Raw genomic sequence first — 20,397 nt, forward strand, 5'->3', positions numbered from 1 at the left:
ATACATCCGGCAACGACGCGACGATCGGGAGGAGACATGAGGTTCGACCTCGCGGGCCGCACGGCCCTGGTCACGGGCGGCCTGAGCGGCATCGGCGCGGGCATCGCGGCGGGCCTCGCCGAGGCGGGGGCCGCCGTCACCGTCGCGGACATCGCCGGCGGGACGGATCCGGACGCGGCGGGCCGGCCGTCGCTGCGGCTCGACGTCACCGATGCGGGCAGCGTCGAGGCCCTGGCCGCGCGGCTGGAGGGGCTCGACATCCTGGTCAACGCCGCCGGCATCATCCGGCGCGAGGCCGAGTACGACCTCGCCACCTTCGAGCAGGTCGTCGCCGTGAACCTCACCGGGACGATGCGGCTCTGCACCGCCCTGCACCCCCACCTCGCCCGCAGCCGCGGCTGCGTCGTCAACATCGCCTCGATGACGAGCTTCTTCGGGGCCGGTCTCGCCCCCGCCTACAGCGCCAGCAAGGGCGGCGTCGCCCAGCTCACCAAGAGCCTCGCCGGCGGCTGGGCCAAGGACGGCATCCGGGTCAACGCCGTGGCGCCGGGCTGGATCAGGACGCCGCTCACCCGCGCCCTGCAGGAGGATCCCGCCCGCGAGGAGGCGATCCGCGCCCGCACCCCGCTCGGCCGCTGGGGCACCCCGGAGGACGTGGCCGGGGCCGCGATCTTCCTCGCCTCGCCGGCCGCCGCCTTCGTCACCGGCGTGATCCTGCCGGTCGACGGCGGCTACCTGATCTACTGAGGGAGGCCGCCGTGGCCGACGCATCGACGCCCGAGACCGACCCGCGCCGCATGCCCTACCAGCTCCCCTTCCCGCCCGAGGCGGGGGAGGAGATCGTGGTGCCGCGGGCGATCCCCGAGGACGAGCGGATCTGGGTGCCGCAGGCCGAGAACGTCTGGTTCCGGCCCCTCTGCCTGAACGCCTCGCAGGGCTACTGGGTCAACCTGCTGCGGGTGCGCCGGGCCGGCATCCTCAGCCGCCACCGCCACCCCGCCCCGGTCCACGGCCACGTGCTCCGCGGCCGCTGGCACTACCTGGAACACGATTGGGTGGCCGAGACCGGCTCCTACGTGTTCGAGCCCCCGGGCGAGACCCACACCCTCGTGGTGCCCGAGGATTGCCCCGAGATGATCACGCTCTTCCACATCACCGGCGTGATGATCTACGTCGATCCCTGGGGCAAGCAGACCGGCTACGAGGACGTCTTCACCAAGATCGAGATGTGCCGCCGGCATTACGGCGAGGTCGGACTCGGCGCCGACTTCGTCGATCGCTTCGTGCGCTGATCCGGGGACGGCCTCGACGGCCGGCTTGTGGCGCTTGCCGCCCGCGCTACTCTCCGGGAGAGCCGCCGCGCCCGAACGACGAGCGGCACCGGAGAGGAAACCCTCATGTCGTCGCACGTCTCGCGCCGCCGCAGCGGCGGGCTCCTGGCCTCCACGCTGCTGGCCACCACGCTCCTCGGCGCGGCCCTGGCCGCGCCGGCCGACGCCGCCGATCCCATCCGCATCGGCATCATCGCGGAGGCCCAGGCGCTCGCCGGCGCCTCGATCCCGCAGGCCGCCCAGCTCGCCGCCGACGAGATCAACGCCAAGGGCGGCGTCGACGGGCGCAAGATCGAACTCGTCACCTACGACGACAAGAGCTCGGCCGCCGACGCGGTCCGGGCCTTCCAGCGCGCCGCCAGCGAGGACAAGGTCCACGCGGTCATCGCCAGCTACATCAGCGAGGTCGTGCTCGCCCTCCAGCCCTGGTCGGCCCGGCTGAAGATGCCCTTCATCACCCCGGGCGCCGCCTCGAACGACATTCCCCTCAACGTCCACAAGGATTACGCCCGCAACAAGTACTCCTTCCACGGCTACCTCACCTCCAAGGCGCTCTCGCAATCGGTCTGCGACGCCGCCAAGGCGATCCTGGTCGAGGGCCGCAAGATGAGGACGGCCGTCATCATGAGCGAGGACGCCGCCTGGACGAAGCCCCTCGACGCCGGATACGAGGAATGCCTGCCGGTCGCCGGGCTCAAGGTGCTCGACCACATCCGGTTCTCGCCGAGCACGACCGATTTCAGCCCGATCTTCAGCCGCATCGAGGGCGCCAAGCCGGACGTGATCATCACCGGCATCTCCCATGTCGGCGTGCAGCCGACCGTGCAGTGGAAGAGCCAGCAGGTGCCGATCCCCATGCTCGGCATCTCCTCGCAGGCCACCAACGCCACCTTCTGGAAGGAGACCAACGGCGCCGCCGAGGGCGTGCTGTTCCAGATGTTCGCGGCGCCCGGGACCACCGTCACGCCCAAGACCGCCCCCTTCGCCGACGCCTTCAAGGCCCGGTACGGCAATTACCCGAGCTATGCCGGCTACACGACCTACGACGAGGTCTACTACATCGCCGACGCCGTGAAGCGGGCCGGCTCGACCGATCCCGACAAGCTCGTGGACGCGCTGGAGAAGACCGACTGGGAAGGCACGATGGGCCGCGTCCAGTTCTACGGCAAGGACGACGACTTCACCCACTCGGTGAAGTACGGGCCGGGCCTGATCTCCGGCATGATGATGCAATGGCTCGACGGCCGGCAGACCGCCGTGTGGCCCGCAACGGTGGCCAACGGCAAGCTGACCTTTCCCGCCTTCGTGAAGGCGGGTGCGCCTGCCGAATGATCCGCTGTCCGGACGATCACGTCCGGACAGCAACGCCACGGCCGCGCGGCGCGTGAGCCCGCGCGGCGCGTGAACGACGCCGACATCCGCATGGCGAAGCAATCAGCACGCGATGCCCGTGGCCGCGGAGGCAAGCGGGCGCGGCTGGAAGGCGTACGCGATGGCGCCGGCAAGCTGGTGAGCGCTGTCGTCGGCAGCGCGACCGATCTTGATGATGAGCGGCGCGCAAGGGAGTTCGGGCAGCCCATGCTCCGGACCGACCTGCACCAGGTCCTTCGGCACGGCGCGAAGGGGCAGGACACCGATCGCCTCGCCATGGGTGATCGCGGTCCGCAGCGGCGTGAACTGGTTCGCGCTGAAGGCCACGCGCCAGCGCCGCCCGATCCGGTCGAGCGCCTCGACCGCCATGTCCCGCACGCGGCACCCCTGCGGGAACAGCGCCAGCGGCAGCGTGTCCAGCGACGCGGCGGCCGAATGCGGTGCCGCGACCCAGGCCAGAGGCTCCTCGGCCAACCGGATCCCCTGAATACCGGACGCCCACGTGACAAGGGCGAGGTCCAGATCGCCCGAATCGACCATGCGGGAGAGGTTGACCGACAGGTCGGAGACCACGTGGAATTCCACGTGTCGGTTCTCCCGTGAGAGCGTCCCGATGATCTCGGGCAGGATGAGCTGAGCATAGTCATCGGGTGTGCCGACGCGCAGGACATTCGTCTCGGGCCGATGCGCGACCTCGCGGACGAGTGCGTCGTTGAGCTTGAGGATCTCGATCGCGTAGCGGCGCACCATCTCTCCGGCCTCGGTGAGCCGGATCTCCCGCCCGCTGCCGCGCTCCACCAGCCGCTGGCCGACGACCTGCTCCAGGCGCTTCACCTGGAGGCTGACGGCCGACTGCGTCCGCAGCAGCCGCTCTCCCGCGAGCGTGAAGTTCTTCGCGTCAGCGACGGCGAGGAGGGTCCGCAACAGGTCGATGTCGACGTTCACGAGACCCATGACGATGTCTCATCCTCTCGATGATCCGAAGTCATTTCCCGACCTGGCCGCCGGCAGGCACCATCGCGGCGTCGAAATCCTAGAGGCTGTTTTGGCCCGCAAGCAAGCTGACGGAGACGGAAATGAGCGGCGACGCCGGTTCTCTTCGGGATTCCGGTACCGACCTGTGCGGTGCGGACCGCATCCTCGTCAACACGGATATCCATCGGGAAGGGCAACCTTGCGTCAGCCTCGCTCCGAGGGCGGCGGCCTTCGCCGTCCTGGTCGCCGGCGGCATCTGCCTCGGCACGGCGCCGGTGGTCGTGAAGGCCACCGGCCTGCCCCCCGAAATCTCGGCCTTCTACCGCGTCGCCCTCGCCGCACCCCTGTTCCTGGCCTGGAGCCTCGCGGCTTGCGCGGGCAGGCCCCCGGCGCCGCGCGCCGCCGGGCGTCCCCTCGCCGCGCTGACCGGGCTCGCGGCCTTCCTGTTCGCGGCCGACCTCGCGGTGATGCACTACGCCATCGGCGCCACCAACGTCGCGGTCGCGACGCTCTTCACCAATTGCGCCCCGTTCTTCGTGGGCCTGTTCGGACTCATCGGACTCGCCGATGCGCCGACCGCCCGGTTCTGGCAGGCCCTGCCGGCGGCGCTGGCCGGCACGGCGCTGCTGATCGGCCTCGACGGGACGAATCCGGCGGGCGGTCTCGCGGGCAGCGCGGCGGCCCTCCTCGCGGGCGCGCTCTACGGCGGCTACCTGACCGTCGTGAAGGCGCTGCGGGCGAGGGGCGCGACGCCGATCCGCGTCATGGCGGCCGTCAGCGTCGGGAGCACGCTCCTGCTGCTCCCGCTGTTCTGGCGCCAGGGCATGCCGGTCCCGAACGCCGTCCGGGTCTGGCTGCTCCTCGCGGTCCTGGTGCTGTTCGGCCAAGTCGCCGGGCAGGGGCTCGTCACCGTCGCGCTCCGGCACTTGCCGGTGGCCCTGAGTTCCCTCGTGCTGCTGATCCAGCCGGTCGTCGCGGCGCTCCTCTCCCGGATTCTCCTCGGCGAGACGCTCTCCCTGATCCAGGCCTCGGGCATCGGGCTCGTTCTCGCGGCGATCGCCCTCGCGGCGATGCCGGTCCGACCGCGGGCTTAGCCGGACGCGGCCATGCAGCCCGTGCATGGCCGCGGCAGCGCTGCCATTCTGGTCGACCAAACCGGCCCGCGGGCGCTTGTTGTCCGGGAATCCCACGCTACACTTCGGCCTAAGCCGCATCGCGCAGACGAGAAGCGGCAACGGAGAGGAAAGCCCATGTCCGTTCCCGCGCCGGCCGCGCCGCGGCGGCACGCCCGTGCCCTGCTGGCCACGACCCTCCTGGCCTCGACCGTCCTGCTCGGCCTGCCGGTCCGCGACGCGCGGGCGGCGGATCCGCTGCGCATCGCGGTGATCGCCGAGGCCCAGGCCATCGCCGGCGCCGCGATCCCGCAGGCCGCCCAGCTCGCCGCCGACGAGATCAATGCCAAGGGCGGCGTCGACGGGCGCAAGATCGAGCTCTTCACCTACGACAACAAGAGCTCCGCGGCCGATTCGGTCCGGGCCTTCCAGCGCGCCGCCAGCGAGGACAAGGTCCACGCGGTCATCGCCAGCTACATCAGCGAGGTCGTGCTCGCGCTCCAGCCCTGGTCGGCCCGCCTCAAGCTGCCCTTCATCACCCCGGGCGCCGCCTCGAACGAGATCCCGCTCAACGTCCACAAGGATTACGCCCGCAACAAGTACTCCTTCCACGGCTACCTCACCTCCAAGGCCCAGTCGCAGGCGGTCTGCGACGCCACCAAGGCGATCCTGGTCGAGGGCCGCAAGATGAAGACGGCCGTCATCATGAGCGAGGACGCCGCCTGGACGAAGCCCCTCGACGAGGGCTACAAGGAGTGCCTGCCCCAGATCGGCCTGCAGGTGCTGGACCACATCCGGTTCTCGCCGAGCACGACCGATTTCAGCCCGATCTTCAGCCGCATCGAGGGCGCCAAGCCGGACGTGATCGTCACCGGCATCTCCCACGTCGGCGTGCAGCCGACGGTGCAATGGGCGAGCCAGCAGGTGCCGATCCCGATGATCGGCATCGCCTCGCAGGCCACCAACTCCACCTTCTGGAAGGAGACCAACGGCGCGACCGAGGGCGTGCTGTTCGAGATGTTCGCGGCGCCCGGGACCAACGTCACGCCCAAGACCGCCCCCTTCGCGGAGGCCTTCAAGGCCAAGTACGGCAGCTATCCGGGCTACGCGGGCTACACCGCCTACGACGAGGTCTACTACATCGCCGATGCCGTGAAGCGGGCCGGCTCGACCGATCCCGACAAGCTCGTGGACGCGCTGGAGAAGACCGACTGGGAGGGCACGCTCGGGCGCATCCAGTTCTACGGCAAGGACGATCCCTTCACCCACTCGATCAAGTACGGGCCGGGCCTCGTCTCCGGCATGATGATGCAGTGGCAGGACGGCAAGCAGCTGGCCGTCTGGCCGCAGACCGTCGCGAACGGGAGCCTGAAGTTCCCGAGCTTCGTGAAGGCCGGCACGCCCGCCAACTGAAGACCTCCGGTCCGCCCCGGGGGCGCCGCCCCCGAGGCCCCCGGCGAAGGGACCGCGTCCCTTCGCGACCCCCCGTTCCGGATCCTCATGACCGCCCTTCAGATCCTCATCGACGGCTTCGCCATCTCGGCCCTCTACGCGCTGGGCGCCACCGGCTTCACCCTGATCTTCGGCGTCTCGGGCGTCCTCAACCTCTCGCACGGCGCCCTGATGGTCACGGCCGCGGTCGTGGCCTGGGCGGCGTCGAGCGAGTACGGGCTCGGCGCCTACGCGGGCGCGGCCACCGGCGTCGCCGTCTGCACCCTGCTGACGCTCGCCACCTACGGCGTCGTCGTGAAGCCGATCGACCGCTCGAAGGCGATCCCCGCCGAGGAGAAGGAAATCTTCATCCTCACCGGCACGCTCCTCTGGGGCATCATGATCCAGGAATTCATCGCCTACCTGTTCACCAGCAACGCCAAGACGGTGATGCCGATCGTCGAGGGCGTCGTCACCATCGCGGGCGTGCGCACGCCCTGGAACCAGATCTTCACCGCATTGGTCTGCTGGGGCACCATCGCCCTCCTGTGGGTGCTGGTGAACCGCACCCGCACCGGCAAGGTCGTGCTCGCCGCCTCGATGAACCCGCGCGGCGTCACGCTGCTGGGCTTCGAGTTGTCGAAGATCTACGTGGCGATCTGGGCGATCTACGGCGTGCTCGCGGGCATCGCGGGCGTGCTGCTCGGCCAGTTCCTCGGCGTCTCGTCCTACAGCGTCGGCCCGCTCACCGCGAGCGCCTTCTCGATCGTGGTGCTCGGCGGCCTCGGCAGCGTGTCGGGCTCGCTCATCGCCGCCTACGTGGTCGGCTACCTGGAGACCATCACGGCCTACCTGATCTCGCCGGCCTACCGGACCATCCCGGCCCTGCTCCTGCTGGTGGCGGTGATGTACGTGCGGCCCCAGGGCCTGCTCGGGCGCCGCTGAGCACGAGGAACGCCGCATGACCGCCAAGCTCCTCCGCAGCCCGCTCCTCTGGCTCAGCCTGATCGGCCTCGCCCTGGCGGCGGTGCTGCCCCTCTGGGTCTCGGGCTACATCCTCGGGCTCCTCACCGTCGCCTATTACTTCGGCGTGTTCTCGATGGCCTGGGACCTCCTGTTCGGCTTCGCCGGCGAGGTGAATTTCGGGCCGACCTTCCTGATCGGGCTCGGCGCCTACACGGCCGGCATCCTCAACGGCGACGGGGTCTCGATCCCGCTCTGCCTCGTCGCCGGGGCGGTGGCGGCGGTGATCGGCGGCCTCGTCCTCGCCCTGCCGGCCCTGCGGGTGCGCGGCCCCTATTTCGGCCTCACCACCGTCACGGCCGTCCTGATCCTGCAGAACCTCATCGTGGTCTTCGCCGACACCACCGGGGGCGAGATCGGCCTGACCGTGCCGGACGTGATCAGCGTCGACGCGGCCACCAATTACTGGCTCGCCCTGGGCTTCATGACGGTGAGCGGCCTCGTGCTCCTCGCCATCGCGACCTCGCCGGTCGGGCTGATCCTGCAGGCGAGCGGGCAGGACCCGGTCGAGGCCGGCGCGCTCGGCTTCAACGTCGCCAAGCACAAGCTGGCCGCCTTCTGCGTCAGCGCCTTCTTCTCCGGCCTCGCGGGGGCGCTGTTCGTCTTCTACATGGGCACGGCGTCGGTCGGCACGCTCGTCGACGTCTCGGTGGGCGTGCAGGTCATCATCGGGGCGGTGCTCGGCGGCCGGCGCACCATCCTGGGCGGCGTGCTCGGCGCGCTCTTCCTGATCACGGCGGGCGAATTGCTGCGCCCGCTCGGCGCCCTCTCGACCTTCGTCGTCTCCGCCGCGGCCCTCGCGGTGATCCTGTTCGTCCCCGCCGGCCTCCTCGGGATCCTCACCCGCCAGGGGCAGCGCGCGTGAGGACCCGTCCGCGTCACGAGGTGCGTCCATGACCGCAGCCGCCCTGCACCGGCCCGTGCCCCCCGCCACCGCCACGGCGGCGCCGCTCCTCGCCGTCGAGGGGCTGCAGAAGCGCTACGGCGGTCTCGTCGCCGTGAAGTCGGTGAGCTTCGCCATCCGACCGGGCGAGATCCTGGGCCTGATCGGGCCGAACGGCTCCGGCAAGTCCACCGTGATGAAGCTGATCATGGGGCTGGAGCGGCCCAATGCGGGCAGCGTGGTCCTCGACGGCACCGAGATCGCCGGCTGGCCCTCCCACCGGGTCGCCCGGGCCGGGGTCGGCCTCGTCTTCCAGCATTCCCGGCCGCTCCACCGGCAGACGGTGCTGGAGAACATCAAGCTCGCCCTGCTGCCCGACAACCTGCTGCGGCTCTTCGCCGACCCGCACGTGGAGGATCGCGCCCGCGCCATCGCCGAGCGGGTCGGCCTCGGCGCCGTCCTCGACCGGCGGCCCGCCACCCTGCCCTTCGCGGATCTGCGCCGGATGGAGCTCGCCAAGGCGATCGCCCGCGACCCCAAGGTGGTGCTGGTGGACGAGCCCTTCGCGGGCCTCACCCAGGGCGAGGTGGCGGATTTCTCCGCGCTGATCCGCGGCTTCCGCGACGAGGGCAAGGCGGTGCTCCTCGTCGACCACAACGTGAAGAGCGTCGCGGCCCTCGTCGACCGGGTCTACGCCATGTATCTCGGCGAGCGCGTCGCCGAGGGCTCGGCCGCCGAGGTGATGCGCAACGAGACCGTGCGGCGCGTCTATCTCGGCGGTAGCATCGAGACCGCCGCCCGCCCGGAATCCTCCTTCTCGGGCGCGCCGCTGCTCGCGGTCGAGGAGGTCGGCGTGCTCTACGGCAAGGCCCAGGCGCTCCAGGGCGTGAGCCTGCACGTCCACGAGGGCGAGTTCGTCTCGATCGTCGGCCTCAACGGCGCCGGCAAGACGACGCTGTTCAACGCGATCTCGGGCCTCGTGCCCTATTCCGGGCAGATCCGTTTCGGCGGCGAGGCCCTGGCCCGGCGCACGCCCGCCTCGATCGCCCGCGAGGGCATCGTGCAGGTGCCGGAGACCCGCGAATTGTTCGGCGAGATGAGCGTGCGCGAGAACCTCGACCTCGGCGGCCAGCACCTGCCCAAGGCCGAGAGCGCGCGCCAGCTCGACTGGCTGCTGGAGCTGTTCCCGATCCTGCGCAGCCGCAGCGGCCAGATGGCCCGCACCCTCTCGGGCGGCGAGCAGCAGATGCTCACCATCGCCCGCGCCCTCATGATGCGGCCCAAGCTCCTGATCCTCGACGAGCCGACCCTCGGCCTCGCGCCGGTGATCCTGGAGCAGCTCTCGAAGGCCCTGGAGCGCCTGCGCCAGACGACGCCGATCACCGTGCTGCTCGGCGAGCAGAACGTGACCTTCGCGCTGCCCCACGCGGACCGGGTCTACGTGCTGGAACACGCCCGCATCGTCTGGGAGGGCACGCCGGACCGCTTCGCCGCCGAGGCCGGGACCGGGTATCTGTGAGGCGCGGAGGGCCCTGGCTCAGAGCCCCTTGGCGAGCCGGTCGAAGGCGACGAGGCGGGCGAGCAGGTCCGGCATCGCCCGCAGCGGCACCATGTTGGGCCCGTCCGAGGGGGCGCGGTCGGGATCCGGATGGGTCTCGATGAACACGCCCGCCACGCCCACCGCCACCGCCGCCCGGGCGAGCACCGGCACGAATTCCCGCTGCCCGCCCGAGGTCGCGCCCTGGCCGCCCGGCTGCTGCACCGAATGGGTCGCGTCGAACACCACCGGCGCGCCGCCCGTGACCTGCGCCATGATCGGCAGCGCCCGCATGTCGGAGACGAGGGTGTTGTAGCCGAAGGAGGCGCCGCGCTCGGTGACGATCACCTTGGAATTGCCCGCGCCCGTGATCTTGGCGGCGACGTGGGCCATGTCCCAGGGGGCGAGGAACTGGCCCTTCTTCACGTTGACGGCCCGGCCCGTCGCGGCGGCCGCGAGGAGCAGGTCGGTCTGGCGGCACAGGAAAGCCGGGATCTGCAGCACGTCGACGGCCTCCGCCGTGGGCGCGCATTGCCCGGCCTCGTGCACGTCGGTGAGGACCGGCAGGCCGAGCCGCTCGCGGATCTCGGCGAAGATCGGCAGCGCCTCGTCGAGGCCGAGGCCGCGCGCCGAGCCCGCCGAGGTGCGGTTGGCCTTGTCGAAGGAGCTCTTGAAGACGAGGCCGAGGCCGAGCGGCGCCACGATCTCCTTGAGCGCCGCCGCGACTTCGAGGGCGTGGCCGCGGCTCTCGAGGGCGCAGGGCCCCGCGATCAGGCTGAGCGGGAGGTGATTCCCGAAGCGCACGGGGCCGACCGTGACGACGGGGCCGGGGGACGGGGAAGCGGTCGACATCGACGGGGTTTCCGGATCGCGTGAGGTGCCGGCCCTCGCAGGCCATGATGGCATTCGCGAGGCGCCGCCCGGCGAGGCGCAGGCCGTTCGGGCCGGAGGTCCGGCGACCAGACACCTAAGGCAAGACTTTGTAGTAGAAGACCGTGTCGCAGGGCCGCCCGTCCGGCAGCAGCGCGTAGCCGGGGATCGCGCCGACCCGCTGCCAGCCCTCCCGTCGGTACAGCCGCTCCGCCTCGGGGCTCGCCGTGTCGAGGACGAGGAGCGTCTTGCCCGCCGCGCGGGCCGCCGCATCGGCCGCCCGCATCAGGGCCGCCCCGACTCCGCGGCCGCGGGCGCGGGTGAGCACCAGCACCTTGGAGACGTCGGCCCGGTGGGGCTGGTTCTCGGGCTGGGCGAGCACGACCTGCACGGTGCCGATCTGCCGTCCCTCCGCCTCGGCCACGATCAGGCGGCGCTCGCCGCGCCCGACGCTCTCGGCGACGCCCCGCCAATAGGCCAGGGCCGTCGCGGGGCGGAGCGGCGCCATGAAGCTCACCGAGGCGCCCGCCTCGACGCAGTCGATCAGGATCTCGGCGAGGGGCTCGGCCATGCCCCGGGCCTCCTCCCCGGACAGGGCGCGCAGGGTCGGGTCGGTCACGGCGGCACCTCAGCGGGGCAGGCTCCCGGCGGCGATGGCCACCAGGGTGCGGGCGGGTTGGTCGGCGGGGTTGTGGAAGGCGACCGGCCGGTCGACGCGCATCGCCAGGCAATCGCCGGCCCCCAGGTGATGCACGCTCTCGCCCAGGGTCACGGTGAGCGCGCCGTCGAGCACGACGACCTGCTGCTCCAGGGGCGGCACCCGCAGGCTGTCGTAGGCGACGGTGGCGCCGGGCGGGATCTCCACCTCGACGAGTTGGAGCGGCGAGGCGAAGCTCGGCGGCGAGAGGTTGCGGCGCCGGTAGCCCGTGCCGGGATCGCGCCAGCAGCTCTGCTCGGCCCGGCGGCAGAGCGGCGAGGCATCCTCCCGCGCCGCGGCGGCGAACAGGGCCGCGAGCGGCACGCCGAGCCCCGCCGCCAGCCGCTCCAGCACCGTGGCGGTCGGGCTGCTCTCCGCCCGCTCGACGAGCGAGATCATCGACCGGCTCACCCCGGACCGCTCGGCCAGGGCGTCGAGCGTCAGGCCCCGCTCCGCGCGCAGGGCCCGCAGCCGGGCCGCGAGACGGCCGTCGAGGTCCGAGGACGATTCCATGATTCAAGATTGAATTTCCGGTATCCTGGAGTCAAGGCCGGCGCGGCAGGCCAGGGGTCCGGTCGCGACGGGGTTGGCGCGAGGCCCGGCCCAGGTTATAGCTGCTGCTATAAGTGTGAGGGAGTGCTTTGATGCCGTCGAGACGCAAGGATCCCGGGCGGCGCCGATCAGCGGCCGGCCTCGCCGCCTGCCTGATCCTCGGCGCGGCGGCACCCGCCCGGGCCGAGCCCGGCCGCGCCGACCACCTCGACAGCGAGCACCTGTTCGGTTTCACCGAGGGCAGCGACATCGGCGTGCCGGGCGAGCGCGAGGTCGAGCTGGAGACGACCGGCCGGCTCGGCCGCCGCGGCGGCCGCTTCTGGGCCTTCGATCCGACGCTCGCCCTGAAGCTGCCCGTGAGCGCGCAGCTGCGCGTGGCGCCCGGGCTCAGCTTCGCGGGTTACGCGGTGGCGCCCGGCCCGGGCCTCCCGGCGGCGATCCGCGGCGGCCTCAACGGCGGCTTCGTCGAGACGCGGCTGCGCCTCCTCGACCGGGATGCCTCCCCGGTCGGGCTGACGCTCAGCGTCACCCCGAGCCTCGGCACCCGGGACGGCACCGACGCGCGGCCGGCCCGCGCCTACGGGCTCGACGCCGCCCTGCTCGCCGACCACGAATTCGTCCCCGGCACCCTCGTCGGCGCGGTCAATCTCGGCCTCTCCCTCGCCTGGAGCCGGGCCTCCGGCACCGGCGAGATCCTGCGCGGCTCCGGGCTCGACCTCTCGGCCGCCCTCGCGCGGCGGGTCTCGGCCGGCCTGTTCCTGGGCGGCGAGCTGCGCTACCTGCGCGCCTTCGACGGGCTCGCCCTCGATCGCTTCGCCGGGGAGGCGGTCTATCTCGGGCCGACCCTCTACGCCGCCCTCGGCGAGACCGCCTGGATCGGGCTGACCCTCGGCGTCCAGGTCGCGGGGGGCGCGGTCGGCGACGGGCGGCCCCTCGACCTCGCCGGCTTCGACCGCCAGCAGCTGCGCCTGCGCATCGGCGCCTCGTTCTGAAACAGACGCTAGAGCAGCACCCGATCACGTTGCAATCGGGTGCCGCTCTCGATCTTTGATTTTGCCGCATTTTGTGCGACGAACCGGCATCCACTTCGTCGGAAAATGCTCTAGGTCTTTGATCTTGCCGCATTTTCTGCGACGAACCGGCATCCACTTCGTCGGAAAATGCTCTAGCGGAAGTCGGTCGGGTCGAGCCCGTGCCGGGCGAGCTTGTCGTAGAGCGTCTTGCGCGGGAGGCCGAGCGCCTCGGCGGCGAGGCGCACGTCGCCCCGGGCCATGATCAGCTCGTCGCGGATGCGCCCGCGCTCGAAGCGGTCGACCTCCTCGGCGAGGCTGAGCGGGCGCGCGGGCGCGCGCTCCTCCGGCGCCGCCGGGCCGAGGCCGAGCGCGCAGCGCTCCGCGAAATGGCCGAGTTCGCGCACGTTGCCGGGCCAGGCGTGACGGTTCAGCATCTCGCGGATCGCCGGGGTGAGCGCCGGGACCGGCCTGTTGAAGCGGGCGGCGGCGCGGGAGAGGAAGTGCTCGAAGAGCAGCGCCACGTCCTCGCGGCGCTCGCGCAGGGGCGGGATCGTCACCGTGACCACGTTGAGCCGGTAGTAGAGGTCGTCCCGGAAGGTGCCCTGCGCGGCGGCCTGGCCGAGATCGACCTTGGTGGCGGCCACGACCCGCAGGTCGACCGCCCGCACCTCGTTGGTGCCGAGCGGCTCGACCGCGCGCTCCTGCAGCACCCGCAGCAGCTTCACCTGCAGCCCGAGGGGCATGCTCTCGATCTCGTCGAGGAACAGCGTGCCGCCGCTCGCGTGCTCGATGCGCCCGACCCGCCGCTTCACCGCCCCGGTGAAGGCGCCGGCCTCGTGGCCGAACAGCTCGCTCTCCACCACGCTGTCGGGCAGCGCCCCGCAATTCATCGCCACGAACTGGCCGCGCCGCCGCCGGCCCCAGCGGTGCAGCGCGCTCGCCACCACCTCCTTGCCGGAGCCGGTCTCGCCGAGGATCAGCACGTCGACATCGGCCTCGGCCACGTCGCGGACGAAGCGGCGCAGCCGCACGATCTCGGGCGAGATGCCGAGGAAGGCCGGATCCTCCGCCACCGCCGCGTCGAGCCGCTCGCGCAGGGTCCGGTTCTCGACCACGAGGCGGCGGCGCTCCAGCGCCCGGCGCACCGAGCCGATCAGCTGCTCGGCCGGGTAGGGCTTGGCGAGGAAGTCGTAGGCGCCCTCCCGCATGGCCCGCACCGCCATGGTGATGTCGCCGTGGCCGGTGATCAGGATCACCGGCAGGTCGGGATCGGCCTCGGCCACGGCGCGGAACAGGCCGAGCCCGTCGAGGCCCGGCAGGCGCACGTCGGTCACCACGACGCCGGGCGGGTCGGCGAGGATCGCCCGCAGGGCCGGCTCGGCCGCCGGGAAGGCCTCGACGGCGAGCCCGTCGAGTTCGAGGCTCTGCCGGTTCGCCCGGCGCACGTCCTCCTCGTCGTCGACGAAGACGATCCGGTCGGATCCGCCGCTCATGCCGCCTCCGCCACCTCTGCGCGGGCGAGGTCGACGCGGAACAGCGCGCCCCCCGCCTCGCTCCGCGCGGCCGCGAGCGTGCCGCCGCATTCCTCGACGATGCCGCGGGCGATCGCGAGGCCGAGCCCGAGCCCCTGCGGCTTGGTGGTGAAGAAGGGATCGAACACCCGGCCCGCCTCGCCCTCCGGCAGGCCGGGGCCGTTGTCGGACACCTCCAGCACGGCGCGCGGGCCGGACGCGGCGCAGCGCACGCTCACCCGCGGATCGGGGCGGCCCGCCACGGCGTCGAGGGCGTTCTGGATCAGGTTCACCACCACCTGCTCCAGCCGCGCCTCGTCGCCGAGGACGATCAGGTCCGGCCCGCCGGCCTCCACCGCGAGGGCGACGCCGCGCTCGGCCGCCTGGCTCGCGACGATCTCGACCGCCTGGGCCAGCACCCGCGCGAGCCGCACCGGCTCGCGCCGGCCCGAGGCGCGCCGGGCGAAGCCCTTGAGCTGGCGCGTCAGGCCGGCGATCCGCTCGGTCAGCCGGCCGATGGCGGAGAAATTCTCGGCCGCCTCCCCGGCCCGGCCGCGGCCGATCAGGATCGCGGCGTTGTCCGCGTAGGAGCGGATCGCCGCGAGCGGCTGGTTGATCTCGTGCGCCATGCTGGCGGCGAACTGGCCGAGGGCGGCGAGCCGCGCCGCGTGGGCGAGGTCGCGCCCGAGGCGCTCGCGCTCCGCCTCGGCGCGCTGGCGCTCCGCCATCTCCTCCCGCAGCTGCGCGTTCGCCTCGCTCAGCGCGCGGGTGCGCTCGGCCACCGCCGCCTCCAGCTCCGCCCGGCGGGCCGCCTCCTCGGCGAGGCGGGCCCGCACGCGCTGGCGGCGCTGGCGCAGGAGGACGAGGCCGAGGCAGGACGCCGCCGCCACCAGCCCGGCCAGCACCTGGGCCTGGAGCCGCTCGCGCCTCACCGCCGCCCCGACCGGGGTGAGGGTGTGGAGCCGCCAGCGCGTCCCCGGGACGGGCGCGTCGACCGGCAGGACGAGCCGCGCCGGCGCGGCCCCGCCCGCCACCCGCAGGAGCCCGTCCTCCGGACCCGGATGGAAGGGCAGCGGCGAGAGCGGCGCATCGCCGAATTCGAGCCCCTCGCGGATCCGCCGCCGCTCCTCCTCGGAGATCGGGCCGAGGGTGCGGAAGCGCCGGGCGGGGTCGCTCGCCACCAGGACGATGCCGCGGGGATCGGTGACGAAGACCTCGGCGCCCCCGCCGCGCCACCCCGCCTCGACCGCCTCGAACTCGACCTTGACCACGACCACCCCGCCGCCGCCCGCGACGCGCCGCGACAGGAACAGGCCGGGCCGGCCGCTCACCGTGCCGAGGGCGAATTGCGCGCCCGACCCGGCCGCCAGCGCCTCGCGGAAATACGGGCGGAACGTGTAGTCGTTGCCCACGAAGCTGGTGGGCGTGCCGGCGTTGCTCGCCGCCACCGTGAGCCCGTCCGCCCGCACCACGTAGATCGCGGCCGCGCCCGTCGCCTCGGCGATCCCGGCGAGCCGGCCGCTGACCTGGGCGGTCAGCCCGGGCGGCGCGGCGCGGGCGAGGCTCGCGGCAATCTCCGGATCCGCCGCCAGCGCGAGCGGCAGGGAGGATTGCTTCTGGAGTTCCGCCCGCAGCGCCGCCACGTGGAGGGTCAGCCCGGCCTCGGCGGCGCGGCGCAGATCCGCCAGGGCGGCCCGCTCCGCCGCGTGGCCGCCGAGCCAGGCGGCGAGACCGACGGCCAGGAGGGCCGCCGCCCAGAGCAGGACCCGGCCGGGCTGTCCGGAATCCCGCAAGGCGGCCGGCCCCGCCGTGCGGCCGGCCGGAACGGGGCCGTTCGCGGGTTCGCCCGGCATCGGAAATTTCCTCCCATTCACAACATCTTAACGAAAAACTCGACGCTCCGCCCCGTTGGCACGCCGGTTGCCATCCGGTCTCCCGATCGCGGCCTGCGGGATGAGCAGGCTGCACGCCGCAAGGTCAAGAGCAAGAGCCGCGCGGCGCGCCGGATCCACCGTCGCGCCGGCCGGCCCCCCGCAACCCAACCACCGGGAGAACGCCGCATGGCCGTCACCGTCCCCAGCCCCCTAACCGCGCCGCACGACCCGCCCGCGCGCAGGCCCTTCTACCGCACCCTCTACTTCCAGGTGCTCGTCGCGGTCGCGATCGGCATCCTGCTCGGTCATTTCTATCCCCAGCTTGGGGCCGAGATGAAGCCGCTCGGCGACGCCTTCATCAAGCTCGTGAAGATGATCATCGCGCCGGTGATCTTCCTCACCGTCGTCTCCGGCATCGCCGGCATGACCAACCTGGAGAAGGTCGGCCGGGTCGGGGCCAAGGCCCTGATCTACTTCCTCACCTTCTCGACGCTGGCGCTGCTCGTCGGCCTCGTGGTGGCGAACGTGCTGCAGCCCGGCCACGGCCTGCACATCGACCCGAAATCCCTCGATCCCAAGGCCGTCGCCACCTACGCGGGCAAGGCCAAGGAGCAGAGCATCGTCGACTTCCTGATGAACATCATCCCGTCGACGGCGGTGGGCGCCTTCGCGGGCGGCGAGATCCTGCAGGTCCTGTTCTTCTCCGTGCTGTTCGGCTTCGGCCTCGCCTTCATGGGCGAGCGCGGCAAGCCGGTCCTCGACATCATCAAGACCACCTCCGAGGCGATCTTCGGCGTCGTCCACATCATCATGAAGGTGGCCCCGCTCGGCGCCTTCGGGGCGATGGCCTTCACCATCGGCAAGTACGGCGTCGCGTCGCTGGCCAACCTCGCCTACCTGGTCTTCGCCTTCTACCTGACCTCGGCGATCTTCGTCCTGGGGGTGCTGGGGGCGGTGGCCCGCTACAACGGGTTCTCGGTGGTCCGGCTGGTGCGCTACATCAAGGAGGAACTCCTCCTGGTGCTCGGCACCTCCTCGTCCGAATCGGCCCTGCCCTCGCTGCTCGACAAGATGGAGCGGGCGGGCTGCTCGCGCCCGGTCGTCGGCCTCGTGGTGCCGACCGGCTACTCCTTCAACCTCGACGGCACGAACATCTACATGACGATGGCGGCCCTGTTCATCGCCCAGGCGACGGACACCCCGCTCTCGCTCGGCGAGCAGGCCCTGCTGCTGCTCGTGGCGATGCTGTCCTCGAAGGGCGCGGCGGGCGTGACGGGGTCGGGCTTCATCACCCTGGCGGCGACGCTCGCGGTGGTGCCCTCGGTGCCGGTGGTCGGCATGGCGCTGATCCTCGGGATCGACCGCTTCATGTCCGAGTGCCGGGCGCTCACCAACTTCATCGGCAACGCGGTGGCCTGCATCGTGGTCGCGCGCTGGGAGGGGGAGCTCGACGAGACGCGCCTCGCCGCGGCCCTCGCCGGCACGCCGATGCCCCTCGCCGAGGAGATGCCGGCCCTGCTCCAGCCGGCGGAATAGGCGGCGTCTGCGCCCCCGCGCGGCCTCCCCCCGGGGAGGTCGTCGCGCGGGGGCCGCCCCGGGAGGAGCCTGCCGCCCGGGCCCTACCCGACCGGCCAGGCGAAGAAGCCGCGGCCCTCCTTCTCCAGGTGCCGGTTGAGCACCATCCGGTGCACCTCGTCGGCCCCGTCCACCAGCCGCGCCTGCCGCGCGTAGCGGTAGATCCACTCCAGCACCGTGTCCTTCGAGTAGCCGCGCGCGCCGTTGATCTGGATCCCGACATCCGCCGCCCGGTGCAGCAGGTTGGCGACCTGGATCTTGGCCATCGAGATCTCCTTGCGGGCGAAGCGCCCCTGATCGAGCTCCCAGGCCGCCCGCATCACCAGCAGCCGCCCGATCTCGATGTCCATGGCGAGCCCGCCCAGCATCAGCTGCACGCTCTCGCGCTCGGCCAGCCGCACCCCGAACCCCTCGCGCTCGGCCGCGTAGGCCCGCGCGATCTCCACGCAGCGCATCGCTAGGCCGAGCCAGCGCATGCAATGGGTCAGCCGCGCCGGGCCGAGCCGCACCTGCGTCACCTTCAGGCCCTGGCCCTCCCCGAGCAGCACGTCCTCGGGCGCGACCTCGAGGCCGTCGAAGGCGAGCTCGCAATGGCCGCCGTGCTCCTCGGGCCCCATGATCTCGATCCGGCGCAGGATCTCCCAGCCCGGCTGGTCGCGGTGGAACAGGAAGGCGGTGAGCCCGTAGCGCGGGTCGTCCGAGGTGCGGGCGATCAGGATGAAGTGCGCCGCCTCCGCGGCTCCGGTGATGTACCACTTGCGCCCAAAGATGCGGTAGCGCCCGTCCGGGAGCCGCTCGGCGCGGGTGCGGATCATGGACGGGTCCGAGCCGCCGCCCGGATGGGGCTCGGTCATGGCGAAGGCGGAGCGCACGCTCCCGGCCACGATCGGGTCGAGCCAGCTCCGCTTCTGCTCCGGGGTGGCGAGGGCCTCCAGCACCATCATGTTGCCGTCGTCGGGGGCGGCCGAGTTGAAGACGGCGGGGCCGAAGATCGAGCGGTTCATCTCGGTGTAGCAGGCGGCCATGCCGACCTTGCCGAGCCCCTGGCCGCCGGTCTCGCGCCGCAGCTGGAGGCACCACAGCCCGGCCGCCTTCGCCCGGGCGCGCAGGTCCTCCAGCAGGTCGAGGCGGATGTTCTCGTGCGGGTCGTAGTTCGCCCGATCAGCCTCGACCGGCAGGATCTCCCGCTCCACGAAGGCGGCCACGCGGGCCCTGTAATCCTCGACTTCCGGGGACAGCGTGAAATCCATGGCAGACCTCGCCTCGGTTCCAGGAGCATTTCGAACGGATCTCGGGCGGCCGGCAACTTCTCGCGGCCGCCGACGTCAACCATCGTCCAATTGATCGGGCCGCCCGGCCGCAACGCGGCGGCAATCTTGTCGCTTTGCCGTCTCCGATGCTGAGGCCGCGGGAATCTGCGGCCAGGATTCACCTGTGTACATGGCGGAACGGAGCCCCGCTCCTAGTGTTTCCCACCAGGAGCGAGCGCTCCGGCCGGCGCCTCTGGCTTGTCCTGCTGCCAGCACTCGCCAGAGGACCCGGCCTCCGCCCCGCTCAGGCGATCGGGCCGGTGTGCTTCTCGAGCAGCGCCCACGCCTCCGGGCCGAACTTGCCCTTCCACTCCTTGTAGAACCCGGCCGCCTGCAGCTTGGCCTGGAACGCCTTGGTGTCCACGTCGTGGAAGGTCAGGCCCTTGGCCGCGAGGTCCTTCTCGGTCGAGACGTTGCGGCGCGCCGTCTCCTCGCGCTGCGCCACCGCCTGGGTGTTGAAGTGCTTGGCGATCACGCCGCGCACGTCCTCCGGCAGGCCGCGCCAGACCTTGCCGTTGGCGAGCAGCCAGAAGCCGTCCCACATGTGGTTCGTCTTCGAGAGGTGCTTCTGCACCTCGTAGAGCTTGGCCGCGTCGATCAGCGCGAGCGGGTTCTCCTGGCCCTCCGCGATCTTGGTCTGCAGGGCCGAGTAGACCTCCGCGAAGTTGATGGTCATCGGCGCCGCGTCGAAGGCCTTGAACATCGAGGTCCAGAGCGGGCTCGGCGGGACCCGGATCTTGAAGCCCTTGAAGTCGTCCGGCGTCAGGATCGGCTTGGTGGAGGAGGTGGTCTGGCGGAAGCCGTTCTCCCAGATGCGGTCGAAGGCGTAGAGGCCCGACTTGCCGATCAGCTCGCGGACATGGGCGCCGAGATCGCCGTCGATGGCCGGCCACAGCTTGTCGTAGGACGACCACGCGAAGCCGATGCCGCTGATCGCCGCGCCGGGCACCAGGGTCGCCAGGATCAGCGGCGAGAGGCTGAAGAACTCGAGCGCCCCCGAGCGCAGCTGGCTCAGCATGTCGGTGTCGCCGCCGAGCTGGTTGTTCGGGAAGACCTTGATGTCGACCTTGCCGCCGGTCTCCTCGCGGATCCCGTCCGCGGCCTTCTGCATGTAGATGGTGAGCGGATGGCTGACCGGGCTGTTGTTGGCGACCTTGAGGTTGAAGTCGGCGGCCTGCGCGCGGCTGATCCGCATCACGGCCGGGGCCGCGACGGCGCCCGCGAGGGAAAGCTGGAGCGCGCGGCGGCGCGAGATCGAAGTCATGGCGTCCTCTCCTGGGCCGCAGCCGGGCCCGCGCGGCCCGGCCGGGCCACTTTCTTGATTGGGCGGGC

General features: G+C 71.9%; 18 protein-coding genes. 10 read left to right on the top strand and 8 right to left on the bottom strand.

Annotation, left to right across the window (positions count from 1 at the left end; all coding sequences use genetic code 11):
- Positions 1–36 precede the first annotated feature (36 nt).
- From M446_RS22860 to M446_RS22870, 3 genes are all read left to right on the top strand, one after another.
- Positions 37–747 carry an SDR family oxidoreductase gene (locus tag M446_RS22860; protein WP_012334474.1) on the top strand — a complete coding sequence of 237 codons (711 nt, stop codon included), beginning with the start codon at positions 37–39 and terminating at the stop codon, positions 745–747.
- A gap of 50 nt (positions 748–797) precedes the next feature.
- Positions 798–1,292: a 2,4'-dihydroxyacetophenone dioxygenase family protein gene (locus M446_RS22865; protein WP_198293047.1), complete on the top strand. Its 495-nt coding sequence runs from the start codon at positions 798–800 to the stop codon at positions 1,290–1,292.
- Between the two features lie 105 nt (positions 1,293–1,397).
- Positions 1,398–2,663 carry an ABC transporter substrate-binding protein gene (locus M446_RS22870; RefSeq protein WP_012334476.1) on the top strand — a complete coding sequence of 422 codons (1,266 nt, stop codon included), beginning with the start codon at positions 1,398–1,400 and terminating at the stop codon, positions 2,661–2,663.
- A gap of 102 nt (positions 2,664–2,765) precedes the next feature.
- Here the strand turns inward: M446_RS22870 and M446_RS22875 are convergent, their stop codons facing one another.
- On the bottom strand, positions 2,766–3,656 hold the full coding sequence (locus M446_RS22875) for a LysR substrate-binding domain-containing protein (RefSeq protein WP_012334477.1): 891 nt from the start codon (positions 3,654–3,656) through the stop codon (positions 2,766–2,768).
- A 122-nt stretch (positions 3,657–3,778) separates the two neighbouring features.
- On the opposite strand from M446_RS22875, the gene M446_RS22880 reads away from it, so the two are divergent.
- From M446_RS22880 to M446_RS22900, 5 genes are all read left to right on the top strand, one after another.
- Positions 3,779–4,771, top strand: a complete 993-nt coding sequence (locus M446_RS22880) for a DMT family transporter (protein ID WP_012334478.1) — start codon at positions 3,779–3,781, stop codon at positions 4,769–4,771.
- A 156-nt stretch (positions 4,772–4,927) separates the two neighbouring features.
- Positions 4,928–6,202, top strand: coding sequence for an ABC transporter substrate-binding protein (locus M446_RS22885; RefSeq protein WP_012334479.1), 1,275 nt, complete (start codon positions 4,928–4,930; stop codon positions 6,200–6,202).
- 87 nt (positions 6,203–6,289) lie between these two features.
- Entirely contained in the window at positions 6,290–7,165 is an 876-nt protein-coding gene (locus tag M446_RS22890) for a branched-chain amino acid ABC transporter permease (protein ID WP_012334480.1), read from the top strand.
- A 16-nt stretch (positions 7,166–7,181) separates the two neighbouring features.
- A complete protein-coding gene (locus tag M446_RS22895) occupies positions 7,182–8,108 on the top strand; it encodes a branched-chain amino acid ABC transporter permease (protein WP_012334481.1) in 927 nt (308 codons plus the stop codon).
- 28 nt (positions 8,109–8,136) lie between these two features.
- The gene (locus M446_RS22900) at positions 8,137–9,645 is read left to right on the top strand and encodes an ATP-binding cassette domain-containing protein (protein ID WP_012334482.1); all 1,509 of its coding nucleotides are present in this window, start codon (positions 8,137–8,139) and stop codon (positions 9,643–9,645) included.
- 18 nt (positions 9,646–9,663) lie between these two features.
- Here M446_RS22900 and kdsA read toward each other — a convergent pair whose 3' ends face one another.
- The 3 genes from kdsA to M446_RS22915 all read right to left on the bottom strand — a co-directional run bounded on the left by kdsA (position 9,664) and on the right by M446_RS22915 (position 11,743).
- Positions 9,664–10,515: a 3-deoxy-8-phosphooctulonate synthase gene (gene kdsA / locus M446_RS22905; protein WP_012334483.1), complete on the bottom strand. Its 852-nt coding sequence runs from the start codon at positions 10,513–10,515 to the stop codon at positions 9,664–9,666.
- A 115-nt stretch (positions 10,516–10,630) separates the two neighbouring features.
- Positions 10,631–11,152, bottom strand: a complete 522-nt coding sequence (locus tag M446_RS22910; protein WP_012334484.1) for a GNAT family N-acetyltransferase — start codon at positions 11,150–11,152, stop codon at positions 10,631–10,633.
- Between the two features lie 9 nt (positions 11,153–11,161).
- The gene (locus M446_RS22915; RefSeq protein WP_012334485.1) at positions 11,162–11,743 is read right to left on the bottom strand and encodes a helix-turn-helix domain-containing protein; all 582 of its coding nucleotides are present in this window, start codon (positions 11,741–11,743) and stop codon (positions 11,162–11,164) included.
- A 131-nt stretch (positions 11,744–11,874) separates the two neighbouring features.
- On the opposite strand from M446_RS22915, the gene M446_RS22920 reads away from it, so the two are divergent.
- Positions 11,875–12,774 carry a hypothetical protein gene (locus M446_RS22920; RefSeq protein ID WP_012334486.1) on the top strand — a complete coding sequence of 300 codons (900 nt, stop codon included), beginning with the start codon at positions 11,875–11,877 and terminating at the stop codon, positions 12,772–12,774.
- Between the two features lie 173 nt (positions 12,775–12,947).
- On the opposite strand, the gene M446_RS22925 is transcribed toward M446_RS22920, so the two are convergent.
- Both M446_RS22925 and M446_RS22930 read right to left on the bottom strand, forming a co-directional pair.
- Entirely contained in the window at positions 12,948–14,288 is a 1,341-nt protein-coding gene (locus M446_RS22925) for a sigma-54-dependent transcriptional regulator (RefSeq protein WP_012334487.1), read from the bottom strand.
- Complete coding sequence (locus M446_RS22930) at positions 14,285–16,159, bottom strand: ATP-binding protein (protein ID WP_012334488.1); 1,875 nt, start codon at positions 16,157–16,159, stop codon at positions 14,285–14,287. Before M446_RS22930 ends, M446_RS22925 begins: the two co-directional genes overlap by 4 nt.
- A gap of 207 nt (positions 16,160–16,366) precedes the next feature.
- Here M446_RS22930 and M446_RS22935 point away from each other — a divergent pair, with 207 nt between their 5' ends.
- Positions 16,367–17,716 (top strand): dicarboxylate/amino acid:cation symporter, encoded by a 1,350-nt coding sequence (locus M446_RS22935; RefSeq protein WP_012334489.1) that lies wholly within the window; start codon positions 16,367–16,369, stop codon positions 17,714–17,716.
- Positions 17,717–17,799: 83 nt separating this feature from the next.
- On the opposite strand, the gene M446_RS22940 is transcribed toward M446_RS22935, so the two are convergent.
- Both M446_RS22940 and M446_RS22945 read right to left on the bottom strand, forming a co-directional pair.
- A complete protein-coding gene (locus M446_RS22940) occupies positions 17,800–19,005 on the bottom strand; it encodes an acyl-CoA dehydrogenase family protein (RefSeq protein ID WP_012334490.1) in 1,206 nt (401 codons plus the stop codon).
- Between the two features lie 304 nt (positions 19,006–19,309).
- The gene (locus M446_RS22945) at positions 19,310–20,329 is read right to left on the bottom strand and encodes a TRAP transporter substrate-binding protein (protein WP_012334491.1); all 1,020 of its coding nucleotides are present in this window, start codon (positions 20,327–20,329) and stop codon (positions 19,310–19,312) included.
- Positions 20,330–20,397: the final 68 nt, after the last annotated feature.

It is taken from the genome of Methylobacterium sp. 4-46, from assembly GCF_000019365.1.
In the GTDB taxonomy this organism is placed as follows: domain Bacteria; phylum Pseudomonadota; class Alphaproteobacteria; order Rhizobiales; family Beijerinckiaceae; genus Methylobacterium.